The organism is Nocardiopsis sp. CNZ308, assembly GCF_004217075.1.
On record NZ_SHKJ01000001.1, the window covers coordinates 1,293,948 to 1,319,478 of the forward strand.

The window sequence follows — 25,531 nt, forward strand, 5'->3', positions numbered from 1 at the left end:
CTCCGGGTCGCACGGACATGAGGTGACATGCGCAGGCGGATGGTTTTCTCCACCCTGGTGGTGACCGTCATCGCCGTCATGCTGCTCGGGCTGCCCCTGGGCGCGCTCACGTACAAGCTGGTGTACGACGAGAGCACCCGCCAGCTCCAGGGCGAGGCGGAGCTGATCGGCGCCGAGAGCGACACCATGCTGGAGCTGCACGGCCAGCTCGACCTGGGCGAGTTCGACCGCGACCATCCCCACCGCTTCATCCGGATCACCCCGGCGGAGGAGCCCACCTCGGTGACCGCGGGCGATCCCGCGCTCAATCCCGAGGCGCCCGACTCCCCGAGCATGCTCAAGGCGACCGCGACCACCGGCCGGGGCACGCGCGTCGAGGTGTGGATGAGCGCCGAGAGCGTGCAGCAGAGCGTGGTCCGCGCCTGGATGGGGATCGCGTCGCTGTCCCTGCTGGCCATCGGCGTCGCCGTGGGCCTGTCGATGTTCCAGGCCCGCAGACTGACCCTGCCCCTGCTCGACCTGGCGGCCACCGCCGAGCGCCTGGGCTCGGGCGTGACCACGCCGTGGGGCCACCGGTACGGGATACCGGAGGCCGACCGGGTGGCGGAGGTCCTGGACCGCAGCGCCGAGCGCATCGCCGGGCTGATCGCCACCGAGCGCCACTTCGCGACCGACGCCTCGCACCAGCTGCGCACGCCGCTGACCGCGCTGACGATGCGCCTGGAGGAGATCCTGGCCGAGGCGGACAACCCCGAGGTGGTCCGCGAGGAGGGCGAGGCCGCCCTGGCCCAGACCGAGCGCCTGGTGGAGACCGTGGAGAGCCTGCTGGGACGGGCCCGCAAGAGCCAGAACCCCGAGGTGGAGGCGGTGGAGATCGACCCCGTCCTGCACCACCTCCAGGAGGAGTGGCAGCCGGTCTTCCAGTCCGCGCAGCGCAGGCTGCTGGTCACCGGCGACCCGGGGCTGACCGCGATGACCGTCTCCGCCGACCTGGCGCAGATCGTCGCGACCCTGGTGGAGAACGCCTACAAGCACGGCGCGGGGACGGTCACCATCCGGCGGCTGGACACCGGGCAGTCGGTGCGCATCGAGGTGAGCGACGAGGGCGAGGGCGTGCCCGAGCACCTGTCGGGCCGGATCTTCGAGCGCGAGGTGAGCGGCGGGGGCGGGACCGGGCTGGGCCTGGCCCTGGCCCGGCACATCGCCGAGTCCGAGGGGGCCCGGATCGAGCTGGTGCAGACCAAGCCGACGACCTTCGCGCTGTTCCTGCCCGCGGGCGCGGGGGGCCTGTCCAAGATGACGGGCCCGGTGTAGGCGCCCCCGGGAGGCGCGTCGCGGGCCTCCCGGGGAACGGTCCCGTTCCCGGCGGTACCGGCGGGAACGGGTTCACCGACGCCTCGGCCCGGGTCCGCGCCCCGGCCGCGCCTCAGGCGCCCGCCGCGGCGGCGGAGTGCTCCGCCTGGGGTGCCCTGCCGCGGACCACCAGGTCGCTCCACAGCGACCGCACCCGGGACAGGCCGTAGGCGGTGGTGACCTCCTCGCGTGCGCGCGCGGCCTCCGCGGAGAACCGCCCCTCGCTGACGGTCTCGTGGATGGCCTCGGCCATCGCCACGGCGTCGTCGTGGATCCAGTGCGGGTCGTAGATGGTGTCCGCGCCCGGCCACGGCAGCAGGGCGGGCACGCCGCCCGAGGCGGCGCACTCGGCGGGCGCCAGGTGGAAGGACTCGTCGTCGCTGGTGGAGAGCATGAACCCCACCCGCCGCAGCCAGGTGGCCACGTCCGGCCCGAAGGGGTCGAACACCACCCCTGCGGCGAGGCGCTCGTCGCGCTGGATCCGCCGGTAGACGCGCTCGAAGTAGGCGCGCTCCTCCGGTCGGTTCCAGATCCACCAGTACTCCCACGGCTGCTTGGTCTTGACCGACAGCGTGTACCGCGGGTCCATGCGCCGCAGCTCGGCGATGACGTCCAGGCCCCGGTCCAGCCGCTTGCGCGAGGGCGCGATGCCGACCATGCCCAGGGAGTACTCGGCCCCGGGGAGCTTGGGGCGGCCGAGCTGCTCGTCGTCCACCCAGTTGGGGACCACGACCACCTTCCCGGCGGGCCACCCGGTGATCTCGCGGGTCAGGTCGGCGTAGTGGGGGCTCACGCACACCACCGCGTCGACCTTGTCGATGTCGAGCTTGCGGGGCCACTCCGCGTAGAGCTCGAAGCGGTGCAGCCGCACGATGAGCCGCTGGTCGGGGCGCTTCCACTTGGAGTAGAACAGGGCGTTGGGCCCGCACCACTCGCAGATCACCACGTCGGCCCAGGCGGCCAGCTCCCGGGAGCGGTACTGGTCGTGGGTGCTCAGCCCCTCCCACTCGTCCATGCGCACGTCGAGGCCGGGCAGCGAGTCCAGGTACTCGGCCAGGCGGGTGAAGAACTTCATGTCGTGCCCGGCGATGACCACCTTGAGCGGCCGCTCGGGGTCGGCGCCCTCGGGGGTGGGCGGCAGGGCGTCGGCGAGGTAGCCGCGCAGCCGCTCGGCGGCCCGCTCCAGCGTGTGGTCGGCCGCGGCGTCGCGGCAGCGCGCGGCGGCGTCCGCGTAGACCGCGCGGTCACCGTGGGCGCGGGCCACCGCGTCGGCGACCGAGGCGACGTCGGTCCCGGCGAAGAGCGGGTAGTCCGCGCCCAGCATGGCCTCGTGCATGGGCGTGCGGTTGAGCACCACCGGCAGGCCGAGCGCGCCCAGCTCCAGCACCTTGGTGGACAGCTCCAGGCTGGCGTCCATGGACGGGTCGCGCCAGGACAGCCCGAAGCCGCACTGGGCGGCCTGGCGGAGCGCCTCGGCGCGCGACATCCCGCCGCGCCAGTCCACGTTCGGGGTGCCCTCCAGGGCCCTGCGCATGTTCTTGGCCCAGTCGGCGGGTTCGGCGTGGATCTTGTCGCCGATCATCACGAGTTCGGCGTCCACCCCGCGCCGCGCCAGCTCGGCGGGCAGCTCGGTCATCTCCAGGGTGTTCCAGCGGGGCGCGAACTTGCCGGTGTAGGCCAGGCGGGCGCGGCCGCCGGCCCCGCCGTCGGCGCGCACGTCCTCGGGGACGACCACCACGGGCGGGAACAGGACCGACCGGCCGCAGGCGGCGGGCACCGTCGACTCCAGGAAGGCGCGCAGCTCCTCGGTCTGGCAGAGCAGGAACCGCGAGGCCAGCGCGATCTCGGTGAGTTCGGCGGTGGCGGTCGCGGACAGCTCTCCCACGCTGTGCGGGAAGTCGGTCAGGTAGGTCCACAGGCGGCCCGCCAGCGCCTCCTCCTGCGCGGCCAGTCCGGCCAGGCGGCGCCCGCGCACGACGACGAGGTCGAAGGGCTTGCGCTCGTGGTGCCTGGTCATCAGGGTGACGGCCTGCTCCGGGGTGAGCCCCCTCGGCCCCAGGTCGGGCAGCGCCTTGTCCTCGTAGGGCCGCAGCAGCCGGACCCCGGGCACCCTGGTGAGGGGCTCGGTGAGCCGGTCGGTGCGCACGGGCGCCTTCAGCAGCAGGGTCACCTCGCATCCGGCGGCGGCCAGGGCCTGCGCCATCGACTGCGCCCAGATCGCGGAACCGTCGATGATGTTGAGGTCCACGTCCCCGTACAGGAGTGCGCGCGGAGGCGGTGTGCTCACGTTCTTCCCTTCGGATGCTTTCTCGTTGCCCGTACGGCTCATCCGACGGCGCCGGTCGAGGCGTCGGCCGCGTCGGACACGGGGTCCTCCGCGTCGTCGCCCGTCCCGTGGTCGGGGCCCAGGGCCAGGAGCCGGGTGCCGCGGCGGTTCCACTCCGCCGGGTCCCAGCCGCGCCTCAGCAGCGTGGTGCGGACCAGCTCCGGCACGACCGCGCTGACGAAGACGTACTGACGGTCCGCGGTGCCCGGACGGTCGAGGGAGCCGTGCTCGCCCGGCTCGGCGGCCGACGCGTCGACGGTACCGACCGCGTCGGCGTCCGTGCACTCCACCGCGCAGACCAGGTCGGCCAGGCGCCCGCGGCCGACCGGAGCGGTCCACAGGTGCGACCACGGCGCGGTGGCGCGCTCGGCCAGGGTGGCCCAGGGCTCCCCGGCGCGGCCGCCGGGCTCGTCGCGGGTGAGTTCCTCGGGGGTGTCCGGGGCGTTGAAGCGTACCGTGCGCACGGTGACGCCCTCGGCGCGCAGCCGCTGGATCCCGGGCAGGCGGGAGGCCGTGCCGGGCACGACCACCTCGGCGGGCCTGAGCGCGGCGGCCAGCAGGTCGTCGGCGAGCCGGTCGGCGTCCACCTCCCCCGCGGGGTCGGCCAGGACGGCCACGGACCGGCCGCGCAGCGGCAGTTCACGGCCGGGCGTGCCGGGCGGGAAGTCCAGGCCGTCCAGGATCTCGGCGAGGCGGACCGGGGTGGCCTCGCGCAGGAAGACCTGGCGGAGCATGCCCCGCTGCTCGGCCGCGGTGGGCTCCTCGGCGCGCATGCGCGGCACCGTGACGGCCAGCCCCTCCCCCGCGGTCACCGCGCGGGTGCCGCAGGCCCAGGCGCGGCTGTGCAGCCGGGGCTCCTCGGCGGTCAGGGGCGCGACGACGGCGACCTTGGCGGCGCGCAGGGCGTCGGCGAGGCCGCGGGAGTCGGCCTCCACCACGCCCGCGCCCAGCCCGGCGAGGACGCCGGGGACGGGCTCCTCGCGGTGGACGCGCACGAAGACCGTCTCGGGTCCGGGCGTCAGGTCGGCGGCCACGGGGTTGAACAGGTGCAGGGGGACCCCGGCGTCGCCCCGGTGGACCCTGTCGAAGCCCAGCTCGCGCAGGGCGGGCGGCGAGGGGACGTCGTCGAGCAGGACCGTGGGGATGCCGCGGGAGGCGGCGGACTCCAGCACCCAGTGCAGGGCGCGGGTGCGGTCGGCGGCCGCGGGGTCGCCCACGTGCGCCCACGGCGACCCGGGGGCGGCGGCCGAGGCCGAGACCAGGACCAGGTCCACGTCGACGCCGTCCATGACGATCTGGGCGTCGTGCGGGCGCAGCGGCACCGGGCGCACGTAGGGGTCGATCGCCTCCGCGATGGAGGGGCCGACGACCGTGGCGACGACCAGCAGGTCCTCGCTGCCGCCGCTCAGGCCGGTGAGCAGGCGCGACTCCTGGCGCTCGGCGTCGAAGGAGCGGACCGGCTCGGCGCCGCCGCGACGGCGGCGCTCGGTGTGCCGGGTGTTGCCGCTGCTGCGCCAGAGACGGTAGAGGTCACGGGGAAGTTTGACCAGGGACTTGCCGGGGCGCTTGGCGGCGGCCGTGAGCGCCTTGCCCACCTGGAGCGAGGTGGAGCCCTCCAGGGCGGCGAGCCGGCTGCGCGCCTCCTGGAGCTGGGCCTCGCGCTCGGCCAGCGCCTGCCGGAGCTGTTCGGTCTGGCTCTGTTCACGCCGTTTCACGGTCTGCCACCTTGTGTTCGGTTCGGTTCGGCGAAACCACCGCGCCGTGCGTCGGGTCCGACTGCGACGTGCGGTGCACCCTGCGAGCGCCCGGCCGGGTGCGGATGCCCATGGCCAGGCGTGTCGCGGGCCCGGCGGGGCCCCTGGGGTGCGGGACGGTTGGAGGGACGTGTGCCATGGTGGATCACCTGGACCGCTGCGGGGGAATAGGGGCCGCTCTCCGGCGTGCCCCGCGTGCCTGGACCGGGACCGCGCCCCGTACGGCGCGTTCCCGCGCGCTGGCGTTCCTGGGTGCGGGAACGGGTGCGCGGTGTTCGTGTGTCATGGGGTTCACCTCGACCACTGGGTGAGCACGGAGGCGATGCGCTCCCCCGCGCGGCCGTCCCACAGGGGCGGGGTGTCGCCGATCCGCTCCGGGCTCCGCCCGTGCAGGACCTTGGTGACGGCCTGGAGGAGGTCGGCCTCCGTGACGAGCTGGTTGGTGCCGTGGGTGATGGTGACGGGGCGCTCGGTGTTGGGGCGCAGGGTCAGGCAGGGGACCCCGAGGATCGTGGTCTCCTCCTGGACGCCGCCGGAGTCGGTGACCACGGCGGCGGCGCCGCGGGTGAGCGCGACGAAGTCGAGGTAGCCCAGGGGTTCGAGGAGCCGCACGCGCGGGTGGTCGCCGAGCCCGGCCCGGTCGAAGGCGGCCTTGCCGCGCGGGTGCACGGGCATGACCACGTCGGCGAGGTCGGCGATCTCGTGCAGGCGCGCGGCGAGGCGGGCGACGGTGTCGGGGTCGTCCACGTTCGCGGGCCGGTGCAGGGTGGCGGCGACGTAGCGCTCGGGCAGGTCCAGGCGCTCGCGCAGGGCCTCGGCGTCGAAGCGGTCGAGGTTGCCCAGGAGGGTGTCGATCATGGGGTTGCCGACCAGGTGGACGCGGGAGGGCGGGACGCCCTCGGCGGCCAGGTGGCCGACGGCCTCCGGGCTGGTGGCGAAGCACACGTCGCTGAGCTGGTCGGTGACGCGGCGGTTGATCTCCTCGGGCATGGTGTTGTCGAAGGAGCGCAGCCCCGCCTCCACGTGGGCGACGGGGACGTGCAGCTTGGCGGCGACCAGGGCCGCGGCCACGGTGGAGTTGACGTCGCCGTAGACGACCACCATGCCGGGCCTGCGCTCGGTGAACTCCTTCTCCAGGCCCACCATGAGCGCGGCGGTCTGGGCGGCGTGGGAGCCCGAGCCGACGCCGAGGTCGACGTCGGGGGTGGGCAGGCCCAGGTCCCGGAAGAACACCGCGGACATGCGGTCGTCGTAGTGCTGGCCGGTGTGCACGACCGCCTGGTGCGCGCCGCGTCCGCGCAGGGCGGAGACGACGGGCGCTGCCTTGACGAAGTTGGGGCGCGCGCCGACGACGTGCACGATCCCGGTGTCCTGGCTCCCCAGGGGGGCACTCGTTGCCACGGCTCTCACGTTTCCTTCTGTTGGGGTGGTGTTCCCGCCGTGACCGGCGGGACTGGTGTGGTCCGGCGGCGTTCCTTGCCCGAGCCGTCCCGTCCGTGTCGCCGTGGTGTCACCGTACGGTCACGTCCGCGTGGTTGTGTGACTGACCGTGCATGACACCCAAGCTTCCGAAACCCAGGTTCCGCGCCCGCGCGCCCGCTGGCCGCGAGCGGCGACGTTCACCCTCTCGTTGGCCTGGCGACACCTGCGGGCCGAACCGGCCCGGCTGCCGCTGCTGGCGCTGCGGCTGACGCCCGGTCCGCCCCGGCGCGCGGTGCGCGCCCTGGCCTCCCGGGCGGGCGGCCGGGCCCGCGCCTACGCCCTGTGGGACCAGGGCCGGCGCGCGGACGCCCGCGAGGCGGTGCTCGCCGCGGCGAGCGGTGCCTCCCCCCGCCGGGTGGGCCGCCTGGTGGCGTCCTGCCTGGCGGCGGGAGACGCGGCCACCGCCCGGGAGCTGGTCGAACAGCTTCCGGAGGGCGCTCTTCGGGAGGCCGCGGAGCATCGGACGGCCCTGGCCACGGGACGCGCTGTCGCCGCGCCCCCGTCCACGTCGCCTGACCGTCACGCCATCACGTTAACCCGCGATCCACGAACGCCGCCCGACGCCACGGTGAACGCTCGGCGACCGGAGGCGTCGGAGGGTGAACGGTGGCGTGTGGCCGGGGACCCGGCGTCACCCGGAGCGGGCCTGCGGGTGCTGCACCTGGTGACCAACGCGCTGCCGCACACCAACGCGGGCTACACCCAGCGCACCCACAAGATCGCGGTCGCCCAGCGCGAGGCCGGGATGGACGTGCACGTGGTCACCCGGGCGGGGTACCCCCTGGTCAAGGGGGTTCCCGACCCGCGCACGCTGGTGCGGGTGGACGGCATCCCCTACCACCGCCTCCTCCCCTGGACCGCGCCCGCCGACGCCGCCCAGGAGCTGGCCGCGGGGGTGCGGCTGGGGTCGGAGCTGGTGGAGGCGCTGCGGCCCGACGTGCTGCACGCCGCGAGCAACCACCACAACGCCCGCCTGGCCCTGGAGCTGGGCCGCAGGTTCGATCTGCCGGTGGTGTACGAGGTGCGGGGCTTCCTGGAGGAGTCGTGGCTCTCGCGCGACCCCTCGCGCAGCGTGGACGACGCCTTCTACCGGGCCGAGCGCGCGAGCGAGACCGAGTGCATGCTGGCCGCCGATCTGGTGGTGACCCTGGGCGAGGCGATGCGCGCCGACATCGAGGCGCGCGGCGTGCCGCGCGAGCGCCTGCTGGTGGTGCCCAACGCGGTGGACGCCTCCTTCCTGGCCCCGCTGCCCCCGGGCGCGGGGGTGCGCGCCGAGCTGGGGATCGGCGGCGGGGACTTCGTGGTGGGCACCACCACCAGCTGCTTCGGCTACGAGGGCCTGGACACGCTGCTGGAGGCGGTGGCCCTGATGCGCGAACGCGGCGAGGCGGCGCACGCCCTGGTGGTGGGGGACGGCCCCGAGCTGCCCGCGCTGCGCTCCCTGGCCGACTCGCTGGGTCTGGAGGGGGCCGCGCACTTCACCGGCCGCGTCCCGGCCGCGCGGGTGCGCGACCACCACGCCGCGCTGGACGTGTTCGCGGTGCCCAGACGGGACGAGCGGGTGTGCCGTCTGGTCACCCCGCTCAAACCCGTGGAGGCCATGGCGGGCGGGCTTCCGGTGGTGGCCAGTGATCTCCCCGCGTTGCGAGAGATCGTGGAACCGGGAGTGACAGGAGAGTTAATTCCGGCAGGCGAATCGGCGACCCTAGCCGATGTGCTGACAAAACTCGCTTACAGTCGTGAAAAGCGGATCTCCTACGGCAGCGCGGGTCGCGACCTCGTCGGCGACCGTACCTGGGCCGAGGCCGCATACCGCTACAACCAGGCGTATCGGGTTCAGATTCGCGAAATGACCGAACCAGGCCAGAACCCGTAAGCGTGGACAACACGTGCTTACACTCAGACGTCTAACGCACTGAGCAATGGCACTTCCCGCTATTTACGCCCGTTCACGAGATGAATGCGAGTGTGACCACGAAGTGGATGCCGCAGCCTCCAACCCAGCCCTTGTCTCCGAGCAGTCCGCCGGTGCGGTCAGCGACCTCGTCGTCCTCGGCCTCGGCTACGTCGGCCTGCCGCTGGCGGCCGAGGCCGTGTCCGCTGGCCTGAAGGTCACCGGCCTGGACGTGAGCGACCGCGTCGTCGACGGGCTCAACAACGCCGTCTCGCACGTGGACGACCTCTCCACGGAGGACGTGCGCCGGATGCTGGACCGCGGTTTCACCGCGACCACCGACCCGGCCTGCCTGGCCGCCGCGCGCACCATCGTGATCTGCGTGCCCACGCCCCTGTCGGCCGAGGGCGGCCCCGACCTGGGCGCGGTGACGTCCGCGGCCGAGGCGATCGCCGCCCAGCTGCAGCCCGGCACCCTGGTCATCCTGGAGTCGACCACCTACCCCGGCACCACCGAGGAGGTGGTCCGCCCGCTGCTGGAGAAGTCCGGCCTGGTCGCGGGCGCCGACTTCCACCTGGCCTTCTCGCCCGAGCGCATCGACCCCGGCAACCCGACCTTCGGCGTGGCCAACACGCCCAAGGTGGTCGGCGGCCTGACGCAGGAGTGCGGCGAGGCCGCGGCGGAGTTCTACGGCGCCTTCGTGAACACGGTGGTGCGGGCTCGCGGCACCCGCGAGGCCGAGATGGCCAAGCTGCTGGAGAACACCTACCGCCACGTCAACATCGCCCTGGTCAACGAGATGGCCATCTTCTGCCAGGAGCTGGGCGTGGACCTGTGGGACTCCATCGCCGCGGCGGCCACCAAGCCGTTCGGCTTCCAGGCCTTCTACCCGGGCCCGGGCGTGGGCGGCCACTGCATCCCCATCGACCCGAACTACCTGTCGTACAAGGTCAAGACCCTCGGCTACCCGTTCCGGTTCGTGGAGCTGGCCCAGGAGATCAACGGCCGCATGCCCTCCTACGTCATCCAGCGGGCGCAGGAGCTGCTCAACGACTCCGGCCTGGCGCTGTCGCGCTCCAAGGTGCTGCTGCTGGGCGTCACCTACAAGGCCGACATCGCCGACCAGCGCGAGTCCCCGGCCCGGCCGGTCGCGCGCAAGCTGGCCGCCAAGGGCGCCACGCTGACCTACCACGACCCGCACGTGGAGTCCTGGCAGGTCGACGGCGTGGACGTGCCCAGGTCCACCGACCTGGACCGCGCCCTGGCCGAGGCCGACCTGGCCATCCTGCTCACCGACCACGCCGAGTACCGGCCCAAGCGGCTGGAGGAGTACGCGCGGCTGCTCCTGGACACCCGGGGCGTGCTGCGCCGCCCCGACCCCGAGGACTCCGCGGTCCCCGCGCAGGTGCGGCGCCACGTCACGCGGGAGGGCATCGAGGTCCTGTGAGCTGAGGGAGCCGTCCCGACGGGCACGCCGATCCGCGAGCACACCGCGTTCATCGGCGTGCCTTTCGGCGTTCACCTTCCCCCGGCCGAAGGTTCACCCGCTGCACTCCGTGCGGCCACCGGGCTTTCCTCAGCGCGTCTTTCCCGCTGAATACCGTGACGAAGAGCTGATACCGCTCCGGGAGGAGCGGCCAGGCCGATCCGCCCGAGAGGGCCTCAGACGGCGACACAGGTAGGTGAGATCGATGCACGCGCTCGTGGCCACGGTGGTGCACCACCCGGAGGACGCACGGATCCTGCACCGGCAGATCCGCGCCCTGTTGGACGCCGGACACAGCGTGACCTATGTGGCGCCGTTCCGCGAGTGCGGGGTGACCCCGTGGTCGGAACTGCGCTCGGTGGACGTGCCGCGCGCCTCGGGGCGCGAGCGGCTCGCCTCGCTGCGCGCCGCCCGCGCGGTGCTCGCCGAGCAGGCGCCCCTGGCCGACCTGCTGCTCTTCCACGACCCCGAACTCCTGATGGCCCTGCCGTCCAGACGCCCGGTGACGGTGTGGGACGTGCACGAGGACACGGCGGCGGCCCTGCTCACCAAGGCGTGGGTGCCCCGGGCGCTGCGGCGTCCGCTGGGCACGGTGGTGCGCTCCTTCGAGCGGCACGCGGAGCGGCGGATGCGGCTGATGCTGGCCGAGGAGGGGTACCGCTCCCGGTTCCGCCTGGAGCACCCGGTGGTGCCCAACACCACCGAGGTGCCGGAGTTCCCGGCGCGCGAGCCGGGCGACGACCGGATCGTGTACCTGGGCCAGGTGTCCGAGGCGCGCGGCGCGCGCGAACTGGTGGAGCTGGGGCGCATGCTGCGCCCGCACGGGGTGCGCCTGGAGGTGATCGGCGGGGCCGACGCCGGGGTGCGGCCGCTGCTGCGCGAGGCCCAGCAGGAGGACGTCCTGCACTGGTACGGGTTCGTGCCCAACGACCGGGCACTGCGGATCTGCGCGGGCGCCATGGCGGGGCTGAGCCTGCTGCACGACACGCCCAACTACCGGCACTCGATGCCGACCAAGGTCGTGGAGTACATGGCGCACGGCCTGCCGGTGGTGACCACGCCCAACCCGATGGCGCAGGAGCTGGTGACCGGCCGCCCGGAGGGCCCGTCGGGCCTGGTGGTGCCGTTCGGGGACGTGTCGGCCGCGGCGGAGTCGGTGCTGCGGCTGCGCCGGGACGCCGAGCTGCGCCGGAACCTGGCGCGCACCGGGCACCAGATCGCGCGGACCTCCTTCCACTGGCCGGTCCAGGCGCGCCTGTTCGTCAAGCGCCTGGAGGCGTGGGCGGACGAGGCCTCCGGCGGGCCGCTGCCCGTCGTGCCGCCCCCGCGGAGTCGCCAGCGCACTCCCGTGCGTGACTGACCCCACTTCCATTCCAAGAAATATCTTCCTCGTCAACAAGTGTTGTGGTCCGTGTCGGAGCCGACTCCGCACGGCCCCCCGCCACACCACGAGCACGACCGAGGAAACACATGACTGACGCGCTGGTACTCGACAAGGCGGCCCAGGACCTGCTCTTCCGGGACGCCCGTACCGCGAACAGCTTCACCGACGAGCCGGTGACCGAGGAGCAGGTCCGGGCGATCCACGACCTGGTCAAGTACGGGCCGACCGCCATGAACAACCAGCCGCTGCGGGTCACCGTGGTGCGCTCGGCCGAGGCCCGCGAGCGCCTCGTGCCGCACATGGCGGGCAACAACGCCCCCAAGACCTCGACGGCGCCGCTCACCCTGATCCTGTCCGCGGACTCCGACTTCCACGAGCACTTCCCGAAGACCTTCCCCGTCGCGCCCGACGCCCGGGACAACTTCTCCGGGATGCCCGTCGAGGCCCGCGAGAGCATGGCCCTGCAGAACGCGTTCCTCCAGATCGGCTACCTGCTCCTGGGCGTGCGCGCCGCCGGCCTGGCGGCCGGGCCGATGACCGGCTTCGACGCCGAGGGCGTGCGCCGCGAGTTCTTCGGCGAGGACTCCGCGCTGCGCCCCCTGGTGGTCATGAACGTCGGCAGGCCCGGCCCGGACGCGTGGTTCGACCGCCTGCCGCGCCTGGAGTACGACGAGGCCTTCACCGAGGTCTGATCCGCGGCCCCGTCCGCCGGGCCCGTGGAGGGCGGGCGGCGGGGCAACGCGTACGGGGGGCCGGGCACCGAGGGGTGCCCGGCCCCCCGCGCGCGGGTCCGGGCCGCCGCTACCCGTCCGCCCGCGGGGCGTCCCGCTCGGCGGCGAGGAAGACCAGCAGGCACACGTCGTCGTCGCAGTCCTGGTACTTGACCATGGCGTCCAGCAGGTCGTCGGCCGCCTTGTCCGGGCCGCCCCGCCAGTACGGCGGTCCCCCGAAGCCCTCCACCAGGCGCGCGATCCCGTCGTCGATGGACTCCCCGCGCCGCTCGATCAGGCCGTCGCTGTACAGCAGCAGAGCGGCGCCCGGGGGCAGCTCGACGGTGTGGTCGGTGTAGGTCAGCTCCACCGGCAGGCCGAGCATCCCGCCTGACGGCAGGCGCACCGCCTCCGCCCTGCCCTCTCCGTCGCGCCACAGCGGCGGCGGGTGCCCGGCCCCGGCCATCACCACCTCGGGGTCCCCCGGCCGGAAGCGCACGATGACCGCGGTCGCGAACAGGTCCGGTTCGAGGTGGCACAGCAGACGGTGCAGGCGTTCCAGCAGCACGGCCGGGCTGCGCTCCTCAAGCGCGTACGCGCGCAGGGCCGTGCGCAGCTGGCCCATCATCACCGCGGCGTGGATGCCGTGTCCGGTGACGTCGCCGACCACGCCGATGAACTCGCCGTCGCCCCGCGAGAAGACGTCGTACCAGTCGCCGCCCACGTTCATGCCGCGCGTGGCGGGCAGGTAGCGGGCCGTCAGCTCCATCCCCGGCGTCTCGGGCAGCTCGGTGAGCATGGCGCGCTGGAGGGTGGCCGCCGTGTCGCGCTCGCGTTCGAAGCGGCGCGCGTTGTCCAGCGACGCCGCCGCCCGCCGCGCGAGTTCGTCCAGCACGACCTCGTCGTCGGTGTCCAGGGGTGCGGCGCGGCGCAGCAGCAGCACCCCGAGCAGTCCCGAGCCCGTGAGCAGGGGGAGGGCCAGCTCCCCCTCCCCGGCCAGGGCGTCCGTCGGGCGCCGCCGGGCCGCGGCCAGGAGCACCGTGTCCGGCACGGCGGCCTCACGCGCGTCGGAGGAGCACAGGCCGCCGTCCTCGTCGGTGAGCCACACCTCGACGGCGTCGGCGCGCTCGGGCACGAGCAGGTCCCGGAGGCGGGCGAAGATCTCCGCCTGGTTCAGGGAGGTCATGAGCCTCGCGCTGGCCGTGGAGAGGAACGTGAGCCTGTTGCGGGCGGCCTCCGCCTGGTCCCGGGCCGCCCGCTCGGCCGCCAGGAGCCTGCGCTGCTCGTCGCTGGCCTCGGCGAGTTCGGCGTGCAGCGCGAGCACGCCCTGGTTGGTCTCCTCCAGCTCGCGCTGGTGCCACTCCAGCTCGCGTGCGCGCTCGGCCGCCACGGCGGCCACCCTCCCCGCGCGCTCGGAGGTGCGCAGCAGCTCCGCCGCCAGGAGTTCGGCGTCGGCCTCCTCCGGACCGCCGACCGCCGCGGCCCCCGGGTCGAGGGGCTCGGGGAGGGGCAGGGCGGACTCCCACCGGCTCTCCCCCGCGCCGTCGCGGACGGTGGCGCGCAGCACGAGCCCGTCCTCGGACAGCTCCACCGCCAGCGCGGCCGGGCCGTCGGGTTCCGCCGCGCGCAGCGCCCACGAGGAGGCGCCGTCCAGGAACTCCAGTTCGGCCTCGTCCCCGCCTCGCGCGGCGCCGAGCACGCGTGCCATGGCCGCGCGGGCCCGCGCCGCGTCGACCGCGCCGCGGACCCGCAGGTCGAGCAGCGGTTGCGTCATCGTCCTCCCCTGTCAGGGTGTGCGGTGTGCGTGACCACGGCGACGCTGGTGTCGTCGCGCAGCGGACGGGCGGCGCTGCCCGAGTCGCGGAACACCGCTCCGGCCACGACCGCGGCGTCGTGGCCGCGCAGGGCCTCGACACCCTCGGGTTTCCAGCGCCCCGGCACCCCGTCGCTGTGCAGGATGAGCATGTCGCCCGGGGACCACTCCCGCCGGGCCGGGGCCGGCGTCCGCAGGGAGAAGGCCCCCACGATCCCGGGCTGGGAGAGCAGCGTCTCCCAGCGCCCGCCCCGGTACAGGCGCGCGCCGATGTTGCCGACCCCGCAGAAGGTGAGGCGGCCCCGGGACTCGTCGATCTCGGCGATCGCCACGGCCGCGCCGCGCGTACGCCGCAGCGCCTCGTGCAGACCGCGCAACAGCGTGTCGGGGGCCCCTCCCCGGCTCCCGGTCACGAAGCGCGAGGCCACGTCGGCGGCGTCCGACGCGGCCTCACCGTGCCCGAGTCCGTCCGCGAGCATGACCGTGCGCAGGGCTCCGCCGCTGCGGAAGGCCAGGGCGTCCCCGGAGAGCTTGTAGCCGCCCAGGGGGACGTGTATCCCGCCCGTGGCCGCGCGGGCGCCGAACAGTGCCCGGTCGGCGGGCCGGGCGAACCGGGCCACCGCGACCGTCCCCCTTCCGGGAGCGCTCTGGACCTCGAAGAAGTCGGCGGCGCGCGCGCAGGCGCCGAGCCCCGCCCCCAGGGAGTCCTCGGAGGTGGAGAAGCCGTCCTCCATCGCGCGCGCGACGTCGGGGATCCCGGGGCCGTGGTCCAGCGCGAGGATCTGCAGGGCCCGGGCCGTTCCCCACGGCTCCCTGGCCTCCTCCGCCACGAAGCGCCCCCCGCCCGCGTACCTGCACATGTTGGTCGCCAGTTCGGACGCGGCGAGGGCCGCGGCGTCCGCCGCGGCCCCGTCCAGACCGATGCCGAGCGCGGCCTTGCGGGCGGTCCGGGCCGCGTCGGACACGTGCGTGGCGTCGGTGACCGCCAGGTCCCAGACCCTGGTCATCGGGCTCCGCGCCCGTAGGGATCGGCCCAGGAGGTGATGGTCACCCTGGTCCCTCCCTCGGGGAGGTTCTCGATCTCGAACTCCTGCACGAGGCGCTTGGAGCCGCTCAGGCCCATGCCCAGGCCGCCCGCGGTGGAGTAGCCGTCGGTCAGGGCCATGTCCACGTCGGGGATCCCCGGCCCGGAGTCGATGAAGGACACGCGCAGGCCCTGTCCCATCCGGCCGTGCACGACACGGATCTCGGTGGAACCGCCCCCGCCGTGCAGGAGTGTGTTGCGGGCCAGCTCACTGGCCGCGGTCACGAGCTTGGTCTGCTGGACCAGGCCGAACCCGGTCTGCTGTGCCAGGGCCCGCACCTGTTGGCGGACCGCCGTCAGGTCGGTGTCCCTGCGGATGGACACGTGGATCGGCTCCGCGGAGGCCTGGCTCACGTCGCGCCCCGTTCCGGCCGATCCTTCCGCTCGATGGTGACCCCGAAGCTGGCCGCCGCCTCGGTGACCGTGCGGGCGGTGTCCATGCCCGGCAGGGTCAGGCCCAGTTCGACCAGGGTGATGGCCACCGCCGGGCGCATGCCGACCAGGACGGTCCTGGCCGCGAGGAGCCGGGAGGAGGCCGCCACCTCGGCGAGGACCCGCGCGAGGAAGGAGTCGACCATGTCGAGCGAGCTGATGTCGATGATGAGTCCGCGCGAACCGGTGTCGGCCACAGCGGCGGTCACGTCGTTCTGGAGATCGACCGCGGCCTCGTCGGGGAGTTCGCCCTGGATGCTCACGAGCAGCAGTCCGCCGAGGTCGAGGACCGGGATGGTGGGAGGACTAGTCACGTACCTGTCCAATCAGCTCTCGGGGCCCTTGACGGACCGCACGTTGCGCTGGCGGCGCTCCAGCGCCCACTCCAGCGCGTCGGCCAGACTGGCGCGGGTGGTGACCGGGCCCAGGTCGAGGCCGAGTTGGACGATGGTCTGGGCGATGGCGGGGCGGATACCGGAGATCACGCACTCCGCGCCCATGAGCCGCGCCGAGGCGACGGTCTTCATGAGGTGCTGCGCCACGAGCGAGTCCACCGTCGACACGCCGGTGATGTCCAGGATGGCGATGGTGGCCTTGTGCTCGACGATGGCCTCCAGGAGGTTCTCCATCACCACCTGGCTGCGCGCGCTGTCGAGCATGCCGATGAGCGGCACGGCGACGAGGCGGTCCCAGAGCTTGACGACCGGGGTCGCCATCTCCAGGAGCTGCTGGCGCTGGCGCTGGATGATCTCCTGGTTCTCCTGGAGCATGCTCTCCACGACCATGACCCGCAGGGTGGCGAACAGCGTGACGAGCTGGACGCGGACGTCGCACAGCTCGTCGGGCCCGGTCTCGGGGGCGTCCGCGACCAGCAGGTCCATCGCGGCCTCGCCCAGGACGCCGACCTCGCGGTCGACCTGCGCGATGGACAGCCCCGACCTCGTCCGCGAGGCGGTCATCGCGACGAGCTGATCGCGGACGGGGTGGAAGCCCGGGGCCTCCAGGTCGTCGACGCGTCCGCTGTCGGCGACCACCGCGAGGGAGTCGAGGACCGCGTGGCAGGCCTCGACGGCCTCGTCCCGGGTGACGGTGAACACCGTCTGGAAGAGGGGCAGGTCTGCCCACCGCTGGGCGATCTGCTCCCTGCGGCGCCGGAGGAAGGCGGACACGATCCGCGCGCCCGACCCGGAGTGGTCGGATGCTCCGTCAGTCATACATCTCCTCGTCGTCCTGCGTGTCGCTGGAAGGGGGGTTCCGCGTTGTTGCCGCGTGGCAATTGTCTACCAGACCTGAGGCGGGTGGGCACGGGGCTCGGCGCGCACCGGAGCGGGACGCGACGCCTACTCCGACTCGCTCCGGCCCCGCCAGTCCAGGCAGACCACCAGCGCGTCGTCGACGGACTCGTGCTCACCGCGGTACTCGGCCAGGTGGCGCAGGACCTCCTGGGGGACGGAGGAACTGGGCACCAGCCTGGTGGCCAGGATGGCCAGGGACAGGGCCCGGCTTCCGAAGGTCTCCTCCTCGGAGGACCCCTTGGCGTCGAACACGCCGTCGCTGACGAACACCAGCCGGTCGCCCGGCTCGACCCGGAAGCGCTCCGCGGTGTAGACGGTGTCCTCGGCCATGCCCATGGGCAGCTGGGCCTCGAAGGGCAGCTGCTCGACGCGGTCGCCGCGCAGGCGGTAGAGGAGGGGCGAGCCCGCGTCGACCGCCTGCACCTCGCCGGTGGCCAGGTCGAAGCCGAGCAGGAGGACGTCCAGGTAGCGCTCTCCCCGGTAGTGGGCGTAGACGGCCTTGTCGGCGAGGGCGACCTGGTCGGCCAGCGGGATACCGCTGCGGCGGGCGTTGCGCAGGGCGTTGACCGCCAGGCTGGTCAGCAGCGAGGCGTCGATGCCCTCGCCCATGCCGTTGGTGATGCCCAGGGTGAGCCGGTCCGGGTCGGCCGACCAGTCGAAGTTGTCGCCGCGTATGGAGTAGGCCGGCTCCAGCTGGGCGCCGATGCTGTACTCGGGGCACTCGAAGCCCCGGCCCGGCAGCAGGTCCCACTGGACCTCGGCGGCCAGGGTGAGGCGGTCCCTGCGGCGCAGCGTCCGGTAGACGTCGGTGTCGCGCTCGGCGACGAAGATCTCGTGGCCCAGCAGGCCGGCGACCTGCTCCAGTTCGGCGAGCACCCCGGCGGAGTAGTCGGCCGCCTTCAGTTCGACGGTGAGCACGCCCAGGCGGTCGCCGCGGGCGCTCACCGGGAGGTGGACGGTGACGGCCTCGGAGCCGAAGCTGTCCTCGACGAAGGTCTCCTGCGCGCCGAAGACCCTGCCCACGACACTGTTGAAGACGGAGTACTCCCCCGCGCACTCCCCGGGCGGATCGGGGACGTGGCAGAGTACCTTGAGTCCGTAGTCAGCGAGGAAGAGTTCGGCGGACACCGCCGCGTAGTCCTCGGAGAGAGCCCCCCGGAGGACCGCCATGAGCCCGTGCGGCTGGGCCTCGCGAAGGGACCTCGCTACGGTCTCGTATCTGTTCACTGGCTCGACCTGTGTTTTCTGTGCCGATTGGAGAAGTACCCCGCGCACCGGCACGGGCACGGTCGGCGGGCATGGAACTGGGTGTTCCGTTATGGTCGTAGAGGTACCCGATTTCCGATGGCGGATGGGTACAGCTCACAGACGCGACGTGTGAGAGTGGAAAGTGAGTCCTGAATCGCAGGAACCGACAGCCGAAGCAGCCCGTGCGGCCTCCACCGTCACCGAACTCATGGAAGTGCTCTGGGGGCGCGGCCGTGAGGTCGCCTCCTCACCGGTCTCCCCTCCGCAGCTCAAGGTCCTCTTCATCCTTGAGGAGGAGGACGGCGTGAACCTGCGTACGGTGACCGAGCGCCTGGGTTCCACTCCTCCGTCCGTGAGCAGGCTGTGCGACCGCCTCCAGGCGGTCGGCTTCGTGACCCGGACGCCGAGTCCGAACAGCCGTCGTGAGCTGAGGCTCTGGCTGAGCGAGAGCGGCCGGACCTTCCTGCGCGACCTGAGGGCTCGCAGGGAGGCTGAGCTCCACGAGGTCATCGCCCGCATGCCCCCGCGCAAGCGGGTGATGCTCATGGAAGGGCTCGTGTCCTTCCGCGAGGCGGCGAGCCGCTCCGAGGAACGCGCCGACAGTTCCGACCAGCCGAACTTCCGCACGGCCTGAGCCACTGGTGCGGACCGGGCGGTCGGCCCGGCGCCACGTCTGGGTGGAACCCCGGCATCCCCGCCCTGTCCTGGGCAGCCGCCACCTCGGGGCGGGCTTCCCAACCGTAAACAATGCCGCCAGAGTCAACTATTGTCAAGCGGCAACAGTTTTCCGTCACCGCATCGAGGCCGCGGCCGCCGCCCTGCCCCCGCCGCGTCCCGCCCCGAGGAATCCGGGTCGAAAACGCCGCACCGCCGGTCCGTTGGAGCCCGCTCCCCCAGGCTTCACCCGCGCTGGGGCCGCAGCAGCTCGGGCGCTGCCCCTCCTCCCCTCTGCGCGACCGGCTGGGACTGCGTATGGTTCGTCCACGACACCCGAACAAGGATCTGGAATCCGTGCTCCGGGCAGCCGGGGTCAGACAGTGGAGGGTCGAGCGCAGGAAGAAGTACTACAAGATGTAGTGCCCGTGCCCGGAGAGACACTCCAAGACCGTTAAGCTCACGCCCTCCGGGGAAAACCACCTCAAGGACCTGCTGGGACAGCTGCGTCGGGCCACATGCTGGGAGGCGCGGAACGGCGCCGACAGTGACGGGGACTTCGACGACTTCGGCGACCGCTTCGTCGACGAGTCGGACAGCCTCCAGGAGTGCGCCCCCGGCATCGTCGGCCCCGACGTGGTCGGAAGCCCGGCCAACCGCACGCTCTCGGTGGCGATGGGCGTGGAGGCCGCAACCCCGGAGGACGCCTCACGCCTGTTCTCCGCCAACGTGCGCGCGGCACTGCACGCGGCCGAACGCGGAACGCCGGCCTGGCCCCACTTCGTGCCGAAGGAGCGCGCTCCCCAGGTGCGCCACCGCGACGCGGCCACCAGCTGAGCGAAAAGCCCCCTCGACCGGTGGGTCCGAGGAGTTCTGGGACTCCGGGATCCGTCGGTCGAGGGGGCTCTTCGCTGTCGTGGCCGGGCCGGCTACCGGCGCGCGGGGGCGGCCGGGGGCTCAGATGATCGGCGGGCGTCCGGCGCGGGTCATCCGCCACGCGGTCGACCAGCTGATCGGGGTGCGCGGACCGGCCTCCTCGCGCCAGCCCTCCCGGAAGCCCGCGAACCACGAGCGCAGCGCGCCGCGGTCGCGCTCGCGCAGCACGGTCACCCCGACCCAGGTGCCGAGGTAGGCCGCGGCCAGGGGCCAGGGCAGGTTGCGGCGGGCCAGCCACACCCGGTTGCGGGCGTTGAGCCGGTAGAAGTTCTCGTGCCGGGTCGGCGCCACCGCCGGGTGGTACATCACCGCGTCGGCGTCGTACTCGATCCCGTAGCCCGCGTCCATGATCCGCCAGGCGAGGTCGGTCTCCTCGTGCGCGTAGAAGAAGTCGCCCGGCAGGCCGCCCCCGGCCTCGAAGGCGGTGCGCCGGATCGCGCACGCCCCGCCCAGGAACGTGGTCACCACGCTCGATTTGCGGGAGTCCCCCACGCGCAGGCGCGGCACGTGGCGGCGCTGGTCGGGGCCGCCGTCGGGGTCGGCGATGCGGAAGGACAGCGCGCCCAGCGACGGGTCGGCGGCGAAGCGCTCGCGCACGTGGCGGGCCAGGTCCCTGGAGCGGTACCAGCCGTCGTCGTCCAGGAAGAGGATGATGTCTCCGCTGGTCGCGCGCACCCCGTGGTTGCGCCCCTCGGGGATGCCCACGTTCTCCGGCAGGCGCACCCGCGTGACGCCCTCGGGCAGCTCCGGCAGGTCCGCGCCGTTGCCGACGACCACGACCTCGACGTCCGCGTCCTCCTGCTCGAACACGCTGGTGATGGCGCGGCGCAGCTCGGCGGGACGGTTGCCCATCGTCAGCAGGACGCAGGACAGGGTGGGCGCGGACACCTGGGGGCGGCTCCGTTCGGCTCTGGGCGCTGGGGAGACCGTCACCTCCGGCTTCTCCGGGCTCGGTGAGGACGGAATCACGGGTGTGGCCATGGTTGCGACCGTTCAGTGGACGAAGTGTTACTGGAAGGTTGACACACGGCCAACGATCGCAGGAACAGACTAACGAAAGAATAAAGGGAAGGTGGACGGGACCGTGGACAGGGTAACCTGCACGGCCCCGTTCGTGACGTCAACGTCATCGGCGCGTCGTTCGTGGCGCTCCGACCCGGTTCTGGCCGGGGGCGCCCGAAGTGTCCGCGCTATTCGAGGCGGCGCGAGGCGAGCACGCTCACGAAGTGCGCGAAGCTCATCAGCACGCCCACCGCGGCGCACGCCGCCACCAGGATCCGGGTGGCCGTCAGGTCGCCGAGGAAGGCGTCCACCACGGCCGCCACCACGACGATCAGGGACAGCTCCACGGCCTGGATGAGGCGGTGCACCTTCAGCGCCGAGGCCAGGCGGCGGGCCAGGCTCAGCCCGGACGAGCGCGGACGCATCGCCTCGTCCGAGACCTTCTCGGGCAGGCCCGCCTTGGCCCGCGCCACCACCACGTTGTCGGTCTCGGCCTTGATGAGCGCCACCCCGATCGCCGCGGCCATGCCCAGGATCACCCAGCCGCCCGGCTCCCACTCGCCCTGGGCGCGTACGCCCAGGCCGATGAGGAGCGCGATCTCGGACACGTAGTGGCCGATGCGGTCCAGGTAGATCCCGGCCACGCTGGTGCGGCCGGTGTAGCGCGCCACCTCGCCGTCGGAGCAGTCCAGCAGCAGGTACACCTGCACGAACAGCGCCGCCACGATCGCCGACCACAGGCCGCCGAAGGCGACCACGACCCCGGCGAGCACGCCGAAGGCCATCATCAGGTAGGTGATCGGGTTGGGGGGGACGCCGAGCCGGACGAAGAACGTGGTCAGGTACGGGGACAGGTCGCGCATGTAGAGGCGGCCCGCCCAGTGCTCCTCGTTCGTCCTCTCCTTGATGCCGGCGGGCTGGCCGCCCGCGCGGACCTCAGCGACCGACGGCTTCGACATAGTCCTTGACGCTCCGTCCGATCTCGTCCTCGGAGAGGTTCAGGTGTTCCAGGATGGTGAACCGGCCCGGACGGGTGTCCGGGGCGTGGACCACCGCCCGTGCGAACTCCGCCTCGTCGAGTCCGACGTCGGAGGGCACGACGGGCAGCTCGTGACGGATCAGGCAGTCGCGGATCTCGTTCATCCGCGCCTGCGACCAGTCCAGGTGCCGCACCCGCAGGAAGGACGCGTACAGCGCGCCCAGCCCGGCGAGCTCGCCGTGGTTGCTGGTGCCCGGGTGGAGCTGGGTGACCGCGTGCAGGATCTCGTGGCACGCGCCGCTGGCGGGGCGGCTGGACCCGGCCACCGACATGGCCATCCCCGAGAGCACCAGGCCCTCGGCCAGCACCGTGAGGAAGGCCTCGGACTCCACCGAGTCCGGGCGGTGCAGGACCGCCTCGGCCGCGACCCTGGCGAAGGTGACGGCCATGCCGTCCACCGGCTCGCCGTTGATCCGGCCCGCCAGCTCCCAGTCCTCGATGGCGGAGATGTTGCTGACCACGTCGCCGATGCCCGAGCGCACCAGGTGCGAGGGGGCCGCCCGGACGTAGTCGACGTCGATGACCACGGCGATGGGCATGGTCACGCCGATGGAGGGCTTGCCTCCCTCGTGCTCCAGCGAGCTGACCGGCGAGGCGATGCCGTCGTGCGCGAGGTTGGTGGCCACGGCCACCATGGGGATCCCCGCCATGGTGGCGGCGAACTTGGTCACGTCGATGGTCTTGCCGCCGCCGATCCCGGCGACCGCCTCGTAGGCGCCCGAGCGGAGCTTCTTGCCCAGCTCGGTCGCGGCGTCGACGGTGCCCTCCTCGACGTGGAAGACCTCGCAGTTGGGCAGGTCCAGCTCGGAGGCGATCTGCGCCCCCTGCCCCGGGCCGACGGCCACGGCGATGCGGCCCTCGGTGGCGATCCTGCGGTCGGCGAGCAGCGCCCCGAGGGAGGAGACGGCTCCCCGGCGCACGTCGATCGCCAGCGGGGAGGGGAGCATGCGGGCTAGTAGCGGCATGCGATCTCCCTCGCCTTGGCCAGGTCGTCGTGGTTGTCGACCTCGACCCAGTCCACCTCGCCGATCGGCGCCACGGCGACCTTCTCGCCGCGGTTGACCAGCTCCTGGTAGCCGTCCTCGTAGTACAGCTGCGGGTCGCGCTCCCAGGTGGCCTTGAGGGCGTCGGCGAGACGGGCGTCCAGGGAGCCCTCGATGAGGGTGGCGCCGATGTACTCGCCCGCGGCGGTGGCCGGGTCCATGAGCTTGGTGATCGTGCGCAGGTGGCCCTCCTCGTCGAGGGTCACCTTCATCTCCTCGTCAGCGAGGCTTTTCACGCTGTCCACCGCGAGGAGCAGTTCCGGTCCCCGTGCGGCGAGTAGCGTTTCCTCGACGCTCACGGGGTGAACCGTGTCGCCGTTGACGAGGAGGACGCCCTCGGAGAAGAACTCGCGCGCGGTCCACAGGGAGTAGGCGTTGTTCCACTCCTCGGCCTTGTCGTTGTGGCTGAGGGTGAGCTTGACGCCGTGGCGCTCCTCCAGTGCCTCCTTGCGCGCCTCGACCGCCTCCGCGCGGTAGCCGACCACGACGACGACGTCGGTCAGCCCGGCCGCCGCCAGGTTGCGCAGCGAGATGTCCATGATGGTCGTCTCGCCGTCGACGGGCACCAGCGCCTTGGGCAGGGTGTCGGTGTAGGGGCGTAGACGGCGCCCCGCGCCTGCGGCGAGAACCATTCCGAGCATGAGGGCGTGTTCCTCCTTAGTCGGGGAGGGCTCTCACGCCTCCCCGTTCGTTCCGGCGGCCGGTTGGCCCCCGTCTGCGTGGCCTGGTCGGGGGATCCGCGGATCCCCCTGGTCCGTGTCGCCCTCGCCGGGGGCGGCGCTGGCGCGTACGTCGGCCACCGGTGTCGCGCTCCAGGTGCGCACGGCCTCGCGGACGAGCAGCACCGCCAGGTATCCGGCGAGTATGCCGTAGGCGGGGGCGAGCGCGTGCAGCGCTCCCGCGACCGCGATGACGAGCATGCGGCCGTCCCAGCCGAGCGCCGCGGCGCGCACCCCCGCGGGGCGGGCCGCGCCGACCGCGGGACGGGCCACGTCGTCGCCGTGGTGACAGGCGACCGCCATCAAGAGTACGAACACCAGTGGACCCGGTACACCGGACGCCAGCCCCAGGACCGCCAGGTACCCGTACTCGGTGACGCGCAGGACGGGTGGCACGAGCCAGTCGAACCGTCCGTCGTGGGGGTGGCCCGAGGCCAGTCCGGACAGTAGCAGGGCAGCGACCGGTGCGAACAGGGTAATGCCTGCCAGCCGTCCGTGGCCTGCCGCGAGGAGCGTTCCGACGACCAGGAGTCCGGTGAGCGCCGTGAGCAGGGGCGGCGCTCCCCCCGGCGCGATCCGGCCGAGCAGGAGCGCCATGTGACTGTCATCACGAAGAAACCGCAGGTCGGGACGGATCGGGTCGTACCGGTCCCGGTCCGAACCCCCGTGCGCGGCGCTCGCGTTCACTGTCGGCTCCGGGCGGGATCGGCGAGTTGGGCGGTCACCGCGACGACGCAGCCGACCACGAGGGTGACGAAGGCGACGCGCGCGTCCCAGAGCGTGGCGGTCACCGCGATGGCCAGGAAGCGCACGGGTTGGGGGAAGTCCGCGATCCGGCGCAGCGGCGAGGGGGCGGGGCGGTCGGCGGCGCCGTCCGCGCCGCGGTCGTCGGTTCCGGCGTCGGCGCGCTCCCGGGCAGGGGTCCCGTCCGGGGGGAGAGCGTCCGGGCGGGCCCCTTCCTCGGGACTTCCGTACAGGGGGGTCCTGTGCCTGACGGCCCCGTTCACCCGGGCGCCGTTGGCGGAGACTCCGTTCACCGCGGGCCCGTTCACGGCCGTTCCGTTGGCGCGGGCACCGGCTGGGGCGCGGACCGGGCGCGAACCGCCCGTTGTGCCGTCCACCACGGTGGCGCCGAACAGGCGCTCGGTCAGGCCGGGGTCGCTGGCGCGCGGCCCCTGGGGCGGGCGGGGCGCCAGACCCCCCAGAAGGCCGCCAGCGGGCCTCTGGGCGGACGAGGGGGGTCTCCTTCGACCCGGCCCCGTCCCCGGGACGGCCGGAGCGGACCCGGCCGCCAGGAGCGAGTCGCGCAGGGCCAGGGCGACCAGCGCGCCCGCGGCCCACCCCCAGGCCCCGCCGGTCCCGGCGGCCACGGCGCCCGCCGCCAGGCCGAGGTAGACCGCGTACTCGCGCAGCTGCGACAGCATCGCCGCGAGCCACAGGGTGAGGGCGTCGCGCCGGTCGGCCCGCATGCGCTCGCGGACCGCGTCGCAGAACAGGACCGCGCCGAGGAAGGCCGAGCCCGCCAGGCCGCCGACCGCGTCGGCCCGGGAGAACCAGACCGCCGCGCCCACCGCCCCCAGGACGCCGATCCGGGCCACCCCGGAGCGGGTGACGTGCCTGCGTTCGAGCATCCGCGCGGCCAGCCGCGCCACGGTGCCGCTGTGGGCCATGGACGTGTCCTCTCCCAGCTCTGATGGGAGACACCGTTTCTCACTCTGTGTAACGGTTCAATCACTGACACACGCGCGGATCGTCGCGGCGGAGTCGGGTGGTGCGGTGGCCTGTCCGCACATGTGGTGAAACGCCGGACGCGCACCGCCGGACAGGACTCCGGTGGTGCGCGTCAGCGCGTTCGGCGGGAAGGCCGGGCGGACCCG

Annotated in this window: 22 protein-coding genes; 7 read left to right on the top strand and 15 right to left on the bottom strand. The window is 73.3% G+C overall.

From position 1 onward, the window contains the following. Positions 1–27: 27 nt before the first annotated feature. Positions 28–1,314: a sensor histidine kinase gene (locus tag EV372_RS05495; protein WP_130395111.1), complete on the top strand. Its 1,287-nt coding sequence runs from the start codon at positions 28–30 to the stop codon at positions 1,312–1,314. Between the two features lie 112 nt (positions 1,315–1,426). On the opposite strand, the gene EV372_RS05500 is transcribed toward EV372_RS05495, so the two are convergent. The 3 genes from EV372_RS05500 to wecB all read right to left on the bottom strand — a co-directional run bounded on the left by EV372_RS05500 (position 1,427) and on the right by wecB (position 6,834). Beyond that, positions 1,427–3,640 (bottom strand): glycosyltransferase, encoded by a 2,214-nt coding sequence (locus EV372_RS05500; protein ID WP_253794900.1) that lies wholly within the window; start codon positions 3,638–3,640, stop codon positions 1,427–1,429. A gap of 38 nt (positions 3,641–3,678) precedes the next feature. Then, positions 3,679–5,394 carry a hypothetical protein gene (locus EV372_RS05505; protein WP_130395112.1) on the bottom strand — a complete coding sequence of 572 codons (1,716 nt, stop codon included), beginning with the start codon at positions 5,392–5,394 and terminating at the stop codon, positions 3,679–3,681. A 330-nt stretch (positions 5,395–5,724) separates the two neighbouring features. Further along, the gene (wecB, locus tag EV372_RS05510; RefSeq protein WP_130395113.1) at positions 5,725–6,834 is read right to left on the bottom strand and encodes a non-hydrolyzing UDP-N-acetylglucosamine 2-epimerase; all 1,110 of its coding nucleotides are present in this window, start codon (positions 6,832–6,834) and stop codon (positions 5,725–5,727) included. A 229-nt stretch (positions 6,835–7,063) separates the two neighbouring features. Between wecB and EV372_RS05515 the strand changes: the two genes are divergently transcribed. The 4 genes from EV372_RS05515 (at position 7,064) to EV372_RS05530 (ending at position 12,371) form a co-directional block, all read left to right on the top strand. Then, the gene (locus EV372_RS05515) at positions 7,064–8,791 is read left to right on the top strand and encodes a glycosyltransferase family 4 protein (RefSeq protein WP_130395114.1); all 1,728 of its coding nucleotides are present in this window, start codon (positions 7,064–7,066) and stop codon (positions 8,789–8,791) included. A 103-nt stretch (positions 8,792–8,894) separates the two neighbouring features. Next, positions 8,895–10,256, top strand: coding sequence for a nucleotide sugar dehydrogenase (locus tag EV372_RS05520; RefSeq protein ID WP_130395115.1), 1,362 nt, complete (start codon positions 8,895–8,897; stop codon positions 10,254–10,256). A 244-nt stretch (positions 10,257–10,500) separates the two neighbouring features. Beyond that, a complete protein-coding gene (locus EV372_RS05525; RefSeq protein ID WP_130395116.1) occupies positions 10,501–11,655 on the top strand; it encodes a glycosyltransferase in 1,155 nt (384 codons plus the stop codon). A gap of 110 nt (positions 11,656–11,765) precedes the next feature. Continuing rightward, on the top strand, positions 11,766–12,371 hold the full coding sequence (locus EV372_RS05530) for a malonic semialdehyde reductase (protein ID WP_130395117.1): 606 nt from the start codon (positions 11,766–11,768) through the stop codon (positions 12,369–12,371). A gap of 109 nt (positions 12,372–12,480) precedes the next feature. Here the strand turns inward: EV372_RS05530 and EV372_RS05535 are convergent, their stop codons facing one another. The 6 genes from EV372_RS05535 to EV372_RS05560 form a co-directional block, all read right to left on the bottom strand. Further along, the gene (locus tag EV372_RS05535; protein WP_130395118.1) at positions 12,481–14,163 is read right to left on the bottom strand and encodes a PP2C family protein-serine/threonine phosphatase; all 1,683 of its coding nucleotides are present in this window, start codon (positions 14,161–14,163) and stop codon (positions 12,481–12,483) included. Further along, positions 14,160–15,209 carry a SpoIIE family protein phosphatase gene (locus EV372_RS05540; RefSeq protein ID WP_130395119.1) on the bottom strand — a complete coding sequence of 350 codons (1,050 nt, stop codon included), beginning with the start codon at positions 15,207–15,209 and terminating at the stop codon, positions 14,160–14,162. Before EV372_RS05540 ends, EV372_RS05535 begins: the two co-directional genes overlap by 4 nt. Next, entirely contained in the window at positions 15,206–15,640 is a 435-nt protein-coding gene (locus tag EV372_RS05545; RefSeq protein ID WP_130395120.1) for an anti-sigma regulatory factor, read from the bottom strand. The genes EV372_RS05540 and EV372_RS05545 overlap by 4 nt, the downstream gene beginning before the upstream one ends. Then, positions 15,637–16,032 carry an STAS domain-containing protein gene (locus EV372_RS05550; RefSeq protein ID WP_013154862.1) on the bottom strand — a complete coding sequence of 132 codons (396 nt, stop codon included), beginning with the start codon at positions 16,030–16,032 and terminating at the stop codon, positions 15,637–15,639. The genes EV372_RS05545 and EV372_RS05550 overlap by 4 nt, the downstream gene beginning before the upstream one ends. 12 nt (positions 16,033–16,044) lie before the next feature. Continuing rightward, complete coding sequence (locus EV372_RS05555) at positions 16,045–16,932, bottom strand: STAS domain-containing protein (RefSeq protein ID WP_130395121.1); 888 nt, start codon at positions 16,930–16,932, stop codon at positions 16,045–16,047. Positions 16,933–17,058: 126 nt separating this feature from the next. After that, a complete protein-coding gene (locus EV372_RS05560; RefSeq protein ID WP_130398770.1) occupies positions 17,059–18,183 on the bottom strand; it encodes a PP2C family protein-serine/threonine phosphatase in 1,125 nt (374 codons plus the stop codon). Between the two features lie 220 nt (positions 18,184–18,403). Between EV372_RS05560 and EV372_RS05565 the strand changes: the two genes are divergently transcribed. Continuing rightward, the gene (locus EV372_RS05565; RefSeq protein WP_197044363.1) at positions 18,404–18,895 is read left to right on the top strand and encodes a MarR family winged helix-turn-helix transcriptional regulator; all 492 of its coding nucleotides are present in this window, start codon (positions 18,404–18,406) and stop codon (positions 18,893–18,895) included. Positions 18,896–19,551: 656 nt separating this feature from the next. Then, complete coding sequence (locus EV372_RS29320) at positions 19,552–19,752, top strand: hypothetical protein (protein ID WP_253794902.1); 201 nt, start codon at positions 19,552–19,554, stop codon at positions 19,750–19,752. 120 nt (positions 19,753–19,872) lie between these two features. Here the strand turns inward: EV372_RS29320 and EV372_RS05575 are convergent, their stop codons facing one another. From EV372_RS05575 to EV372_RS05600, 6 genes are all read right to left on the bottom strand, one after another. Then, entirely contained in the window at positions 19,873–20,739 is an 867-nt protein-coding gene (locus EV372_RS05575) for a glycosyltransferase family 2 protein (protein WP_130398773.1), read from the bottom strand. Positions 20,740–21,041: 302 nt separating this feature from the next. Then, positions 21,042–21,812: a CDP-alcohol phosphatidyltransferase family protein gene (locus EV372_RS05580; RefSeq protein WP_019608196.1), complete on the bottom strand. Its 771-nt coding sequence runs from the start codon at positions 21,810–21,812 to the stop codon at positions 21,042–21,044. Next, a complete protein-coding gene (locus tag EV372_RS05585) occupies positions 21,790–22,839 on the bottom strand; it encodes an iron-containing alcohol dehydrogenase family protein (protein ID WP_130398774.1) in 1,050 nt (349 codons plus the stop codon). Before EV372_RS05585 ends, EV372_RS05580 begins: the two co-directional genes overlap by 23 nt. A 5-nt stretch (positions 22,840–22,844) precedes the next feature. Next, entirely contained in the window at positions 22,845–23,576 is a 732-nt protein-coding gene (locus EV372_RS05590; RefSeq protein ID WP_013154871.1) for a phosphocholine cytidylyltransferase family protein, read from the bottom strand. Between the two features lie 33 nt (positions 23,577–23,609). After that, a complete protein-coding gene (locus EV372_RS05595; protein WP_238347033.1) occupies positions 23,610–24,251 on the bottom strand; it encodes a DUF5941 domain-containing protein in 642 nt (213 codons plus the stop codon). A gap of 86 nt (positions 24,252–24,337) precedes the next feature. Beyond that, positions 24,338–25,324, bottom strand: a complete 987-nt coding sequence (locus EV372_RS05600; RefSeq protein ID WP_130395122.1) for a hypothetical protein — start codon at positions 25,322–25,324, stop codon at positions 24,338–24,340. Positions 25,325–25,531 lie beyond the last annotated feature (207 nt).

What these genes read in the sequence shown, in the direction of transcription:
- EV372_RS05590 (WP_013154871.1), bottom strand. Translation starts at nt 23,576, where the DNA reads ATGCTCGGAATGGTTCTCGCCGCAGGCGCGGGGCGCCGTCTACGCCCC.
- EV372_RS05580 (WP_019608196.1), bottom strand. Translation starts at nt 21,812, where the DNA reads ATGTCGAAGCCGTCGGTCGCTGAGGTCCGCGCGGGCGGCCAGCCCGCC.
- EV372_RS05595 (WP_238347033.1), bottom strand. Translation starts at nt 24,251, where the DNA reads ATGGCGCTCCTGCTCGGCCGGATCGCGCCGGGGGGAGCGCCGCCCCTG.
- EV372_RS05525 (WP_130395116.1), top strand. Translation starts at nt 10,501, where the DNA reads ATGCACGCGCTCGTGGCCACGGTGGTGCACCACCCGGAGGACGCACGG.
- EV372_RS05535 (WP_130395118.1), bottom strand. Translation starts at nt 14,163, where the DNA reads ATGACGCAACCGCTGCTCGACCTGCGGGTCCGCGGCGCGGTCGACGCG.
- EV372_RS05540 (WP_130395119.1), bottom strand. Translation starts at nt 15,209, where the DNA reads ATGACCAGGGTCTGGGACCTGGCGGTCACCGACGCCACGCACGTGTCC.
- EV372_RS05585 (WP_130398774.1), bottom strand. Translation starts at nt 22,839, where the DNA reads ATGCTCCCCTCCCCGCTGGCGATCGACGTGCGCCGGGGAGCCGTCTCC.
- EV372_RS05555 (WP_130395121.1), bottom strand. Translation starts at nt 16,932, where the DNA reads ATGACTGACGGAGCATCCGACCACTCCGGGTCGGGCGCGCGGATCGTG.
- EV372_RS05530 (WP_130395117.1), top strand. Translation starts at nt 11,766, where the DNA reads ATGACTGACGCGCTGGTACTCGACAAGGCGGCCCAGGACCTGCTCTTC.
- EV372_RS05600 (WP_130395122.1), bottom strand. Translation starts at nt 25,324, where the DNA reads ATGGCCCACAGCGGCACCGTGGCGCGGCTGGCCGCGCGGATGCTCGAA.
- EV372_RS05560 (WP_130398770.1), bottom strand. Translation starts at nt 18,183, where the DNA reads ATGGCGGTCCTCCGGGGGGCTCTCTCCGAGGACTACGCGGCGGTGTCC.
- EV372_RS05495 (WP_130395111.1), top strand. Translation starts at nt 28, where the DNA reads ATGCGCAGGCGGATGGTTTTCTCCACCCTGGTGGTGACCGTCATCGCC.